Source organism: Qipengyuania pacifica (genome assembly GCF_019711555.1).
Classification (GTDB): domain Bacteria; phylum Pseudomonadota; class Alphaproteobacteria; order Sphingomonadales; family Sphingomonadaceae; genus Qipengyuania; species Qipengyuania pacifica.
Map to the genome: position 1 here is coordinate 142532 of NZ_JAIGNQ010000001.1, position 13863 is coordinate 156394.

At 63.0% G+C, this 13863-nt stretch carries 8 protein-coding genes; 1 reads left to right on the forward strand and 7 read right to left on the reverse strand.

The window, feature by feature from the left end:
• Nucleotides 1–66: 66 nt before the first annotated feature.
• A complete protein-coding gene (locus tag K3177_RS00735; RefSeq protein WP_103022220.1) occupies nucleotides 67–270 on the reverse strand; it encodes an HP1242/YdcH family protein in 204 nt (67 codons plus the stop codon).
• 103 nt (nucleotides 271–373) lie between these two features.
• On the opposite strand from K3177_RS00735, the gene K3177_RS00740 reads away from it, so the two are divergent.
• Nucleotides 374–1273 (forward strand): hydrogen peroxide-inducible genes activator, encoded by a 900-nt coding sequence (locus K3177_RS00740; RefSeq protein WP_221596376.1) that lies wholly within the window; start codon nucleotides 374–376, stop codon nucleotides 1271–1273.
• Here the strand turns inward: K3177_RS00740 and K3177_RS00745 are convergent.
• From K3177_RS00745 to K3177_RS00770, 6 genes are all read right to left on the reverse strand, one after another.
• A complete protein-coding gene (locus tag K3177_RS00745) occupies nucleotides 1242–2642 on the reverse strand; it encodes an efflux transporter outer membrane subunit (RefSeq protein ID WP_221596378.1) in 1401 nt (466 codons plus the stop codon). The two genes, K3177_RS00740 and K3177_RS00745, sit on opposite strands and share 32 nt — an antisense overlap.
• Nucleotides 2639–5743 (reverse strand): efflux RND transporter permease subunit, encoded by a 3105-nt coding sequence (locus K3177_RS00750; protein ID WP_221596380.1) that lies wholly within the window; start codon nucleotides 5741–5743, stop codon nucleotides 2639–2641. Before K3177_RS00750 ends, K3177_RS00745 begins: the two co-directional genes overlap by 4 nt.
• Nucleotides 5733–6824 carry an efflux RND transporter periplasmic adaptor subunit gene (locus K3177_RS00755; RefSeq protein WP_221596382.1) on the reverse strand — a complete coding sequence of 364 codons (1092 nt, stop codon included), beginning with the start codon at nucleotides 6822–6824 and terminating at the stop codon, nucleotides 5733–5735. The genes K3177_RS00750 and K3177_RS00755 overlap by 11 nt, the downstream gene beginning before the upstream one ends.
• 146 nt (nucleotides 6825–6970) lie before the next feature.
• Entirely contained in the window at nucleotides 6971–8578 is a 1608-nt protein-coding gene (locus K3177_RS00760; RefSeq protein ID WP_196846995.1) for a catalase, read from the reverse strand.
• A 93-nt stretch (nucleotides 8579–8671) separates the two neighbouring features.
• Nucleotides 8672–11449, reverse strand: coding sequence for a phosphoenolpyruvate carboxylase (locus tag K3177_RS00765; protein WP_221596384.1), 2778 nt, complete (start codon nucleotides 11447–11449; stop codon nucleotides 8672–8674).
• 103 nt (nucleotides 11450–11552) lie between these two features.
• Nucleotides 11553–13859 carry a putative bifunctional diguanylate cyclase/phosphodiesterase gene (locus tag K3177_RS00770; protein WP_221596385.1) on the reverse strand — a complete coding sequence of 769 codons (2307 nt, stop codon included), beginning with the start codon at nucleotides 13857–13859 and terminating at the stop codon, nucleotides 11553–11555.
• Nucleotides 13860–13863 lie beyond the last annotated feature (4 nt).

Below are 13863 nucleotides of genomic sequence, written 5' to 3' on the forward strand. Positions count from 1 at the left end.
GATCAAAGCGGGCGACGGTCCGTCAAGTGTGGGGGGGAGGGAACGGACCGCCGCCCTATGCCGCAGCTAAGCGAAGCTGCGACCGTAATAATGGCGCTGTAGTGCGACGATCTTGTCCTTGAGGCGCAGGCGCAGGCGCTTCAGCGATTTCAAATCGTCGCGCGCGCCGATCGCCTTGGTCGTGTCGATCAGTCGGTTGAGGGCGCGATGCTCGCGCACCAGCTTGCGCAGATACGGGATCATGATCTTCTCGTCGGGCGTCTTGCTCATCGCGCTCTCCTTCGTTTGCTAGGGTACATATGCGTGCTTCGCGGGCGATAATCCAATTCGAAAACTTGCCATGTATCGATAAGTTTTACTAATGACTTTGGCCATGGTGACGCTCAAACAGATCGATATCTTCGTAAGGCTCGCCGACATCGGCAATATGGGCGAAGCCGCCACCGCGCTCGGCATGACCCAGCCCGCTCTCAGCCAGCAGTTGCGGGCGCTCGAAAGAAAGCTCGACCTGCAGTTGTTCGAACGCGTGCCCAAGGGCATGCAACTCACACCCAGCGGGCGCAAACTGCTTGCGCAGGCCCGCACGGTCATTGCCAGTACGCGCGACTTCACCGATGCGGCGGATCACATTGCCGCTCGCCCCGCCGGCACGATACGATTTGGCGTCAGCCCTACGCTCGGCCCCTATCTCATGCCGCGCGTCATCAAGATCCTCCACGAACGCTATCCCGATCTTCGCCTCTTCATCCGCGAAGGCATTCCGTCGAAGCAGCAGGCGGATCTGGCCGCGGGGCAACTGGACATGCTGCTTTCGCCCATGCCGATCGAAGGCAAGGGCCTCAGGGTGGAACCGCTGTTCCGCGAACGTTTGCGGATCATCGCTCCGCCCGACGATCCGCTGGTGGCCCTGCCGGAACTTCGGAAGGAAGATTTCGCTGGTCGCATGTTCCTCTCGCTCGATCATCGCCATCATTACCACCGCCAGCTCGAAGACATCTGCAAGAACCTAGGCGCCACCATTCTGGCCGATTACGAAGGCACCAGCCTCGATGCCCTGCAACAGATGGTCGGGTCAGGTCTGGGTCTGGCCATCCTCCCGCATTTCTACATCCGCTCGGAAGCGGGCGGCCTCGATGTAGTGCGCATCGCCGAACCGGCGGGGTGGGAACAGCATCGCAGCATTGCCGCTGCATGGCGCGCGAGTGCAGCCTTTTCGGATCTCTATGCCGAAGTGGCAGCCGTCATTGCGGAGGAGGGGCGCCGCCAGCGCTAGCCGCCACGGCTTCGCCATCCGGGCTGGCCGCTGCCGAGTGGAGTGCGATGAACGCATTCGCGAGCGCTGCCTCGTTGTCGAGCAGCGATTCCCGGCTCGAGATCAGCTGGCGCTGCGCATCGAGCACATCGAACAGCGAGGCGAGCCCTTCGCGGTACAAGGCGTTGGACTGGCCGAGCGCGGTCTCGCTCTGCTCGATCGCCTCGGATAGCGATCCGGCACGGGCGCGGTAGGCGGTGATTGCGACCAGCGCCGTTTCGGCCTCGCCCAGCGCCTCCAGGAAGGCCTGGCGATATTCGGCCAGGCTCGCATCCAGTTCCGCCCGCGCCGCCGCAACTTCGGCCCGCCGCCGCCCACCGTCGAACAGCGGAAGGTCCAGCGCTGCGCCGAGCGTTGCGAGAAATTCCGAGAACAGGCCATCGATCGAGCCGTCGCCGATGATGATCGAACCCGGCACGACGAGCGAAGGCCTGAGATCGGACTGCTCGATCCCGACCTGCGCCGCCGCGGCAGCCAGCCTCGCCTCGGCCGCCAGCACATCGCCGCGCCGCCGCAGCAGATTGGCGGGCCCGCCCAGCGGTGGTCCATCGCCGTAATTGGGTATCGTCGTCTCGCTTTCGGGCTCCGCAATCACCAGCGTCCCCGGTGCCTCGCCGACCAGTATCGCGAGCGCATGGACTGCCTGCGCCCGGGCGATCTCGATCAGGCCCAGCCGCGCTTCCGTCTGCGCCAGATCGGCTGCAGCGCGGCGCACGTCGAGATTGGCCGACAGCCCGGCTTCGAAGCGCAAGGTAACGATCCGCAGCGTCTGCCGCTGGAGGTCGGTCGATTCCGCCAGCAATTCCAGCTGCGCCCCCGTCCGGCGGTATTCGACATATTGCGCGGCGATGGCAGCGGCGATCAGGCGGCGCTGGTCGGCACGAATATATCCCGCCTCGGCATAGCGCGCCGCCGCCGCGCGCACTTCCGCGCGCAGCCGCCCGGAGAAATCGGGGTCGAACGTGCCGAACAGCCCGGCACTTGCACCCGTTCGCGAAGTCCCCTCGCCCACATCGACGCTCGCTTCGGCCGATCCGTCGATCGTGGGAAGCCGGTCCGCGCGCTCTGCCCGCAGCAGGGCTTCGGCGGCTGCCAGTCGTCCCTCCGCCGCCGCAATGTCGAGGTTCGCCGCAAGGCCGCGATCGACCAGCGCATCCAGCACCGGATCGAAAAAGGCGCGCCACCACACGCCGTCCATGCCGGCAGGCGGCAAGTCCGCCCGGTAGCTTTCCGGCGGAGCGATCTGCGCCTCGGGCAAGTCGGTAGGAACCGCCGCACATCCGCCAAGCAGAAGCGCGAGCGCGCACAGATGGAAACGCGCAGCGATCATGCAGGTGCCATCGTCATGTCTTCGTCGATGTCGTCGATCTCTTCCTGCAGTTTGGCGAGGTCGACACTGCGCGGCTTGCCGAAGCGCGCCACGCCCAGATAGATCACCGGCGTCAGGAACAGGGTGAAGACCCCGGCAATGCCCAGCCCGCCGAAGATCACCCAGCCGATCGACTGGCGCGCCTCGGCACCGGCGCCTGACGCGAGGATCAGCGGAACTGCTCCGACCACGGTCGAAATCAGCGTCATCGCGATCGGCCGCAGGCGAATGGCCGCCGCCTCTTCCACGGCCTCGCGGATAGTGCGGCCCTGATGGCGCAACTGGTCGGCGAATTCCACGATCAGGATGCCGTTCTTCGCCATCAGGCCGATCAGCATCACCAGCCCGATCTGCGAATAGATGTTGAGCGAGATGCCCGACAGGAACAGCGCCAGGATCGCCGCGACGAGCGCGAAGGGAACGGTCAGCAGCACGACGAGCGCGCTCGTCAGACTTTCGAACTGTGCGACCAGCACCAGAAACACGATCACCAGCGCGAACATATAGGTCAGCAGGACGTCGTTCGACGTTTCCTCGAGGCTTTCCGCATCGCCCTGCAGGATCATGTCGGTATCGTCCGCGACCGTTTCTGCCGCCAGCCGTTCGATCTCGTCGATGGCGTCCTGCAGGGGTGTTCCCTCGGCAATATCCGCTTCCACCTCGATCGCGCGGCGCTGCGCGGTGCGGTTCAGTTCGGCAGCGACCCCCTGTTCCACGATCTGCGTGATGCTCGACATCGGCACCAGCGCATCCCCTTCGGTTCGGACATAGAGGTTGCGCAGATCGGACGGATTGGTGATCGTCGTCGCCTGCGATGTCAGGAAGATCGGCACGGCCTGATCGCCGACGTTCAGATCGACGATCTCGTCCCCGCCGACCATCGCGCGCAACGTCTGGGCGACATCGTCCAGGTCCACGCCCAGATCCGACGCCCGCTGGCGATCGATGCGGATCGAAAGCTGCGGCTGGGTCGGCTGATAGGAAATGTCGGGGTTCGACAATATGGTGGATTGCGTATCGATCGCCTCGCTCAGCTTCAGGGCGGAGGCATAGATCTGGTCATATTCCGCGCCGGTCAGGGCGACTTCGATGTTTCCGCCACCTCCGCCGCCGAAACTCAGTGTGCCGCGCCCGCGCGCATTGGTCCGCGATCCGGGAATTTCACGCAGCGGTCCGTTCAGCTCCTCGACGATGTCCGACTGGCCGCGATCGCGCTCGCCCCAATCGGCAAGCTGCGCGGTCACGCGCACCCGGTTGGGATCGTACCTGCCCACGATGGAAAAGGTGCTCTCGATTTCGCCGCTGTCCAGATAGGGCTGGAGGACCATTTCGATCTCGTCGAGTTCGCGATCCATGAAGTCCAGTCCCACGCCGTCGGGGCCGGTCGCATCGACCTCGATCACACCGCGATCTTCATCGGGGACCAGTTCGTTGTCGAGCTGCGTGAACAGCAGCGCGGTCAGGCCCGTGACCAGCACCGCGCCGCCCACCACCGCTTTCCCGCGGTCGAGGCACCAGGTGAGCGCGGCGATGTAGCGGTCGCGCATTCGCGATCCCCAGCGCGACAGGCGGTCGGATCGATCGCTGCTCGTGCGCAGGTCGAACTTGGCCGCCAGCGCGGGTACCAGCGACAGGGCGACGAAGGATGAAATGATCACCGCGAAAGACAGCACGAAACCGAATTCGCGGAACAGCCGGCCCGCTTCCGATGGCAGGAAACTGATGGGCAGGAATACCGATACCAGTACCGCCGTCGTGGCCACGACGGCAAAGAAGACCTGCCGGGTCCCGACAACCGCGGCCGCTCGCCGTCCCAGTCCCTTGTCCTGCAGGCGCTGGGTATTCTCCAGCACCACGATGGCATCGTCGACGATCAGCCCCGTTGCCAGCACCAGCGCCAGCAGCGTCACCAGATTGACCGAAAATCCCAGCGCCCAGATACCCGCCAGCACGCCGATCAGTGCCACGGGGATGGTCGTGCTCGGTATCACGGTCGGCCGCCATGCGCGGAAGAACAGCAGCATCGTGCCCACGACGACCAGCACGGTGAAACTCAGCGTGATCAGCACCTCGCGCACCGAAATCTTGATGAAATCGGCATCGTCGGACACGATGCTGATGGTTATGTCCTCGTAACGCGCATTGATCCGGTCGACCGACGCGCGGATGGAATCGGAAATCTGGATCGTGTTCGAACTGGCCTGCCGCACCACGCCAAGTCCCACGATAGGGCGCCCGTCCAGCCGCACGAAATTGGTCGCATCGGCAGGGGCCAGCGTTACGTCCGCAACATCGCCGATGCGCGTGTTGCCCGCCACGATGACGTCGCGGACAAGGCCGGGATCGGTCGCACTGGCATCGGCGCGCACGACCAGCTCCTGCGCGTTGGACCGGAAAGATCCTACCGGCACGTCGTAGGGCGCGCCTTCCAGCGCCGTGGAAACGTCGCTCATGGTCAGGCCGAAGCGGTTGAGCCGCGCGGGGTCTACCGAAACGCGCATCTGCAGGGCGCGGGTGCCGAACTCGTCGATGCTCGCCACGCCGTCGGCGGTAAGCAGTTCCGGCACGACATCGTTTTCGACCAGCTGGGTGAGCTCAGCCTCGCCATAACGTTCGCTCGACACGGCCAGCGTCATGATCGGCTGCGCATCGGCATCCGCCTTGACGATATTGACCTGTTCCACCCTGTCGGGAAGATCGCGCGTCACGCGGCTGACCGCCTCGCGAACATCGGATGCGGCCGTGTCCAGATCCACCCCGGGATTGAATTCGGCGCGAATGCGGCTGTTGTTTTCCTCGCTGGAAGAGCGGATCTGCCTCACCCCCGTTACGCGCGCGATCGCGTCTTCGAGGATGCTCGTCACCTCCCGGTCCATCGTTTCGGGGGCGGCGCCGGGAAAGGTCGCGGAAACCGACACGATGGGCCGGTCGACATTGGGCAATTCGCGCACTTCGATCCCGGCGAAGGCGGCAAGCCCGGCAATGACGATAAGCAGATTGAGGACGCCCACCAGCAGCGGCCGCTTGACCGCCAGCATCGGCAGGTCGGATCTATCCGCCATCGTTACCGGCTTCGTACTGGCCGCTGGGCCGCAGTTCGACGTCTTCGGCCGGCACACGGGTCGGCCGCACCAGGCGGATGGCCTGCCCGTCGCGGACCTTCTGCACACCCTTCACGATTACCCGGTCCCTGGCATTGACCTTGCCGTCGACCAGCACCTGACCGTCGCGGCGCGAGGTTATGGTGACCGGAACGCGTACGGCCTTGCCGTCGCGGACCACGAAGATATGCGATCCCTCGCCGCCCCAGACTATGGCTTCTTCGGGGACGGAAGGGCGGCTGGTGTTGTTGCGCGTGAAGGTCACGCGAAAACTCATTCCCGGGCGCAGGCGATCGTCCGAATTCGAAATTTCTGCCCGCGCGGTGAAATTGCGGCTGTCGTTCGTGATGCTGCTGTCGGTCGAGATGATGCGTGCATCGCGCGTGGTTCCGGGTTCGGAAAATGCCACTGCCTCGACCACTTGCCCTTCGCGGAGCGAGGCGAACACCTCTTCGGGTGCCGGGAAGTCAATATAGAGGCGGCTACGCTGGTCGAGCTGGGCAATGGCGGTCGCGTCGCTCACCCGGTCGCCCGGATCGACATCGGTCAGCCCGATATGGCCCGAAAACGGCGCCCGGATGGTCCGGTCCGCCAGCGCGACCTGTGCCTGCTGCAATGCCACTCGCGCAGAATCAAGTGCGGTCTCTCCCGCTTCGATCTGGCTTTCGGATATTGCGCCCGTATCTTCGATCCGCCGGTATCGGCCAAGCAATTGCTCCGCTTCGCGCACCTGAACGCGCGCGGCATCCACGGCGAGCCGTTCCTGCCGCGCATCCAGTTCCAGCAGCGGCTGGCCCGATTGCACATAGTCGCCGGCGGAAAACATCACGCGGGTTACGCGGCCTGCCGTTTCGGGAAAAAGCTGGGCGGATGTAACAGCCCGCGCAGTGCCGATTGCCTCGATCCGGGTCTGCTCCGGCAACAGGCGAACCGTTTCGGCCACTACCGGGATCGCCTCTTCCGTACGTTCTGCGCCCTCTGGCGAACAGCCTGCAAGAAGTATCCCGCCCAGAAGGCCGAGCGGTCGAATTATGGAACCCATGCCGCGTGGCGTAACCAATGCGGACACATAGCAAAAGCCCTAATCCGCTCAGGCATCTATCTTGTTCCGATACGATGATCGCCAGACCCGGGCATTGCCGGACCTGGCGATCTGCCACCGCGTCGATTTCGACGGGTTATATGTCGTTACTTGGCAGGAGCCGGCTCGCGCAGGTTCTTCGCTGCGTTCTTGTCGCCCTCGCCCTTGGCGAGATCCGACGTCGCCGGCACGCCGGCATAGCCCTTGATGGACTCTGCGCTTGCCATGCCGGGGGCCTTGGACTTGCCGCCAACCAGATCGCGCGTTGCCTTTTCGATGCGATCGCCGATGTCCTTGTCCACATTGCGCCAGTAATCGAACGCACGCACGAGGATCGGCTCGCTGACTCCATCGGCAAGGTGCCCGGCAACATTGTCGACGAACCGGTCGCGCTGCGCGTCGTCCATGACTTCGCGCACCAGCGCACCGGCCTGGCTCCAGTCGTCGTCGTCCTCGCGCAGCGTATATGCCTGGCGGACCATATCGCCATCGGACATCCAGGTCGCTTCGCCGCCAACCTGCGGCTGCGCGCCGGCGCCGCCATAGGAATTGGGTGCATAGACCGGGTCGACGGCATTGACCGTGCGCCCCTGTCCCGCGCGGGAATAGCTGTGAACCTCGGCATTCTTCGCCTGGTTGACCGGGATCTGCTTGTAATTGACCCCCAGCCGAGCGCGGTGCGCATCGGCATAGGAAAATCCGCGGGCCAGCAACATCTTGTCGGGCGACAGGCCGATACCGGGGACCATGTTGTTGGGCTCGAAGGCGAGCTGTTCGATCTGGGTGTCCCAGTCGACCGGATTTTCGGTCAGCGTCAGCTTGCCGACTTCCATCAGCGGGTAATCCTTGTGCGGCCAGACCTTGGTCAGGTCGAACGGATTGATGCGGTAGGTCTTGGCATCCTCGAACGGCATGATTTGCCATTTCAGGGTCCAGCTGGGATGATCGCCCTTCGCGATGGCATCGAACAGGTCGCGGCGGTGATAATCGCCATCCTGCCCGGCCATCTTGTCGGCTTCATCCTGCGTCAGATGCGCATTCCCGTCGCCCTGATCGCTGTGCCAGTGAAACTTGACCCAGAATTTCTCGCCTTCCTCATTGACCAGCATGTAGGTGTGGCTGGAATAGCCGTTCATCTCGCGCCAGTTCTTCGGAATGCCGCGGTCGCCCATCAGGTAAGTGACCTGATGCGCGCTTTCGGGGCTCAGGGTCCAGAAATCCCACTGCATGTCATGATCGCGCAGGCCATTGTCGGCCCGGCGCTTCTGGCTGCGGATGAAATGCTGGAATTTCAGCGGATCGCGAATGAAGAAGATCGGCGTGTTGTTGCCGACCATGTCGAAATTGCCGTCCTCGGTATAGATCTTGACCGAAAAGCCGCGCGGATCGCGCCAGGTGTCCGGGCTGCCGCGCTCACCGGCAACCGTGCTGAAGCGCGCTGCCGCTTCGGCCTTCGCGCCCTTCTGGAAAATCTTCGCTTTGGTGTATTTCGACACGTCCGCCGTGGTTTCATACGTACCGAATGCGCCCGAGCCTTTCGCGTGGGGCTGGCGCTCCGGAATGCGCTCCCGGTTGAAGTTCGCCATCTGCTCGATCAGGTAATGATCGTTGAGGACGATGGGGCCGTCGCGCCCGACCGTCAGCGAATGTTCGTCGCTCTGAACCGGAATGCCGGCGTCGGTCGTGGTGAATGGGCATTTGGGGGTATCGGCCATGGCTGGAATCCTTCGCGTTTGCGTACCCTTCCAGAACCGGCGCTGCCGATGGACGTTCCGCGAAGAATCGTAGTGCGCAAAGAAACCCCGTAATTACCCGTGCGCGCCGAACTCATTGGCGATGGCAGTCGAGATGCGCAGGCACAGTGCATAGGCCTGCTCGATCGGATCGATGTACTTCTCGCGGATCGCCGCATAGCCTTCGCCCGCGCCGATCGGATACTGCCCGGGCTCCTCCAGCGCGAAGTCGTCCTTGCGCGGAAAACTGGTCGGGAACGCGCGGCGCAGCTGTGCCAGCGCATCGTCGATCCGCAGCGTGAATACCATTTCCAGCACATCGGTGCGGCTGATGTCGTTGGCCCGGCTGAAGGCCGGCACCGACACCACCTTTAAAAACATGTGCTGCAGCAGCGCCAGCCGCACGGCCTGCAAGACGCCGATCGCGCGGCGCACGCTTTCCCGTTCGGGATGCGGATCGTCGTCCGGCACAAGGTCCAGCAGCCGGTGCAGCTTGAGTGCATCGACGCGCAGGCGGGACGACAGGCGGCGGAACACGCCGTTGCGATCGTCCTTGATGAGATATTCGGCCAGCGCTTCGCAGGCTTCCGCCAGATGCGGCTCGGTCCCGCGATAGGGGCGGCTCGCCCAATAGGCCGAATTGAACAATTCGCCGAACGCCGCCACTGTCTTGATGCTTGCAAGGGCGTTCGATGCCCGGATCAAACGTATGATCTGCATGCCTCTCGGGCTGTCGGCAAGCAGGGCGCCCATCTCCTCGATCTGGCTTTCGGCCGCGCTACCGACCCCGGCTATGATGTTCACCGGATAGCCCAGCTGCTGCAGAATGGCGTTGTGCGGGATGGCGCGGATCTGCCGCAGGCTCATCTCGCGATCGGCGGATAAGTCGCTCTGGCGGCGTGATTTTCTGCTGCCCGTCTCGTTCAGGAGGCCCAGCCCGAACGCGGTGATCGCGCGGCTGTAGGTCCGGCTTTCCAGATGGTCGCGCTGGTGCTCCTTGATCGCCCGATAGAAATCCAGGCTGAGATCGGTCCGGCGATAGAACGGGTCCGTCGGCACATCCGGATCCGTATGCGCCGGACTATGCGCAACCACCTGCGTAAGCGTCGCCAGCGCGATGTCGGGGGTCGCGAAAAGCAGATAACCGTCCCCGCCCTGAAAGCTGGCTTCGGGTTCGAGCGCGATCCCGGCGCGCGCGAAACGCCTTTGCGCCCAAGGGCTTAGTGCCCATTCGATGCGATCTTCGAAGCTCGAAGGATGCGCCCCGCGGCCCATACCTTCGCCATGTGTGTCGAAGATCAGAGCGGCCACGTCGGTGAGATCGTTCGCCGCCATCGCTTCCGCCAGCCGACCCTGCAGCCGCTCGATCGCGAGGCTTGCAGGGATCTGGCCAACGAACCGACCCGCATCCGAAAAACCGGTCTGGATGGCAATCCGCCCACGCGCTTTCGCATAGGCCTGATAGTCAGGTTCGGATAGCAGCAGGTCAAGAAAACGCCCCCCATGTTCCAGCGCGGTTTCGGTCTCGAACAGCGGCGAGACATCGACCCTGTCCGCGATGCCGAAGAGCCTGGCAAAATACAGTGCGGCGAGCACGGTCGACGGCTGTTCGCATTCTGCCACGAGCATGCGGATCGGCGCATCCGCATCGACATGCTTCAATATCTGCGTCATGACGAGAAATTGCCTGATCGCAGTTGAGCTTTCTACGGCAAGGCTGGCGAAATTGGCGCTTTGCGGCTCGACATCGGCGAGCAATTCTCGCAGCGCCGCAACTGCCCCGCGGCTGGAAAGGTCGATATCCGCCGCATCGCCAAGCCGTGTACGGATGGCATTGTGCAATTGCTTGGCATTCACCCGGAAATGGATCCACCCCATCCCCAAGCCATCGGCCCGCATGGCAGCCGCAAGCGTGCGGAGCGCCACCGCTGTATCGACACCTTGATCGTCCGCCTCGCCTTCCAGGCGCTCGATAAGCGGATCCAGAGAAAGCAATTTGTCGGGATGGTCCTGAGTGAGGCGATTGGCCGCGGCCGACATGTCTTCGGGAGCGGAAAGGTCGCCCGCGAATTCGTCCGCGCTGGCCTGCGCCCGCTCCTGCGCCGAGCGCAATGTGGCGATCAGTTCGTGCGAGGGATCGATCGCTTCCAGACTGGCAGCGTAACGCCCCAGCCGCTCGGCCTTTTCAGCGAGGCGGAAAGCGATGGAAGTGTACCATTTGATGTCGGTACGCCCGTCCATGTCGTAGCCGACCCAGGTGGCGAACCGGAACGGCAGCGGTTGCAGTTCGGTCCACCGGTCGGGGAATGCCTCCCCCGCCCGACGTAATACTGTGGCGACTAACTTGTCACGCGCGTCCTGCGCATGGGCCATCGCTGACATCGCGCGCCCATGCTCGTACCGCAGGGTAATTTCCGGCCTTTCACCGTCTCGCACCGTCGCCTTGCCGCCATTGCCGACCGCGGCAGCAACCGCTTCGCTCTGCTGCGGCGATAACAGGAAGGTCGGGTGAGCAGTGAAGACCGCATGCATGTGCGGACGTTCCCAGAACGCTCTGAATGCTTCAAAATTTCCATTCGGGGCCGAGAGCTGCGAAAGCCTTTCACCTGCGCGATCAGGTCGAAGGAGCTTCTTCAATCGTGACGCGCGAGCATCGAGCGACTGCGCTTCGAGTTCATCGACCAACCCGGCAAGCTGTCCGATATCCAGTTCGCCATTCTCGAGCTTACGCGAGATATCGAGCGAAAGCTGGAAAACCGGATTGAAGAGCGGAGTCTCGCGAGTTTGGCGATGGAGCACCCTGAGGCGATCGCTCAGACTTGCGAGGGTCGGTTCGATTGTCGTTTCTGCCATTGCTCTACTCTACCCCTGGATCCGGGTGCGAGTTCCGCGGCAAGGCGGCCTTTGTGTCAAGAAACGAGCTTCGTGGGCAGCATGAATACGGATGCAGGTGACTTTATCCGACCGCGCGGAGCAATCCCCCGACATCCCGGCAGTTGATGAGCGCAGCAACATCGCTCGCAGGCACCGGCCTGCTGAGAAGGAAGCCCTGGATATATTCGCACCCTTCTCGCCTCAGAATTTCACGTTGCTCGGCATACTCGACGCCCTCAGCCAGCGTGCGCATGCCCAGCGCTGATGCAAGCGTGGTGATCGCCCGAATGACCGCGTGGGCATTGTTCCCCTCCACGTTCAGATCGCGCACGAAGCTCTGGTCGATCTTGACCTTGTCGAACGGGAAACTGCGCAGATAGCTGAGTGAGGAATACCCGGTGCCGAAATCATCCAAGGCGATGCGGACCCCGAGATCCCGCAATTTGTGAAGCGTACTCAATGTCTTTTCGACATCGGCAATGAATATGCTCTCGGTAATTTCCAGCTCCAACCGGTTCGGTCTGAGGCCCGATTGGGTGAGCGCCTGCAAGATCGTCGTCGTGAGACCGGGTGTCGAGAACTGTTTCGCCGAAACATTGACGGAGACCGACAGATGCTCCGGCCATTCGCGCGCCGATCGGCATGCTTCGCGCACGACCCATTCGCCTATTTGCAGTATCAAGCCGGTCTCTTCGGCCAGTGGAATAAACTCTGCAGGACTGATCATGCCGCGCTTGGGGTGGTTCCAGCGGATCAGAGCCTCGAACCCTTCCAGCTCTTCCCGCGCGAGACTGTAAAGCGGCTGGAAATAGAGCTCGAAGCCGCCGTCTTTTATGGCCAGGCGAAGATCAAGTTCCATCTCCCGGCGGACACGGGCTTGTTCATCGAGCGACGGCTCGAAGAAATGGAAGTCCGATTTGCCCCCACGCTTGGCCCGGTAGAGCGCAAGGTCAGCATGCTTCAGAAGGTCGACGCCGGTTTCGCCGTCTATGGGCGCGACCGCGACGCCCACGCTGGCCGAACAATCAACCGTATGGCCGCCGATCTCTACCTGTTGGGCAAAGCAGTTCTGGATATGCTGAGCAATGGGGAGCAGACTTTCGTTCTCGTTCTCGACCACCGTAAGAACGGCGAACTCGTCCCCGCCCAGGCGCGCAATCCGCGCATTGCCGAGTTCCGAGTTGAGACGCGCGGCAATCTGCCGAAGCAGGGTATCGCCTGCTGGATGGCCCAGCGTATCGTTGACCACCTTGAAATCGTCGAGATCGCAATATGCGACAAGGACGCGTTCGCCATCCTTTCGCCGCGCCAAAGCCTGACCCAGCTGTTCGACGAACAGCTTGCGGTTGGGCAGGTTCGTGAGCCCGTCGTGCAAGCCGATATGAATGATCTCGCGTTCGCGTTCCGCAATTGCCTCGACCATGGAATTGAAACTTGTCGCAAGCCGGCCGACCTCGTCGTCGGTTTCGGCCTGCAATACGGCTTCTTCGCCGCGGCCGAACTGCCGGACGGCATCGTCAAGCGCGGACAGCGGTTTGGTAATGCCGCGCGCGATCCGCCACCCAAGTGCCACGACCAGCGCCAGTCCCAATGTACCGACCAGCACGATCAGATATTTCAGCACGGCATATTCCGCCATTGCCGATGCCAGCGAGTGGCGCAGAACGAGGCGAGGATCCAGCCCATCCTGCAGGCTTGGAAGAACGCTGACGCGGAAGAGATTTCGGGCTTCGTCGTGAGCTTCAATCACGGTCCCCGGCGGCTGTGAGGCTGCTATTTCCGGCAAGTCATCGTGGAGCAGGACTTCCGAGTGGAAATCGACCGCCGCCAATTCGCCCAGCCGTGCCATTTCCGCCTTGTCGAGCGGCGATGCCAGGACCAGCCAGCCCATCAGATCCGGCACCTCGATCGGCGACGCAGCGGCAAGCGCAAGCGTGTTGCCGAGCTGGATCACCCCTTTGTTTTCGCCCGAGTCCAGAGCGAACCAGATCGGTTCTGCCGGAGGAAGTGCGCCCGAGCCATCACCAATTATGTCCCCGTCGAGCCCAACGACGAATGCGGAACTGGCATTCGTCCGGTCACGTACATTACGCAAGGCGCTGGCGAGCGTCGCCTCATCCTCCGTCGCCAGGGCTTCGCGAAACCCATAATCGCGCGCCAAAACATCTGTCGCACCGCGCATCTGCCGCGCGCGCAGTTCGATAATCTCGTCGAAAACGCGCGCACTGGCGGCGAGATCGCGGCTCGCGCTGTTCTCCCCGAAACGCTCGATACTGACGTTGACCAGCGCCAGCACCACCGCCAGCACTGCCGCGAAAAGGCCTGCATAAAGTATGGCAATCCGCAGCTTCAGCGACGCGAAGCGCGGCAACTTGATTTTCGTGAGCATGGCC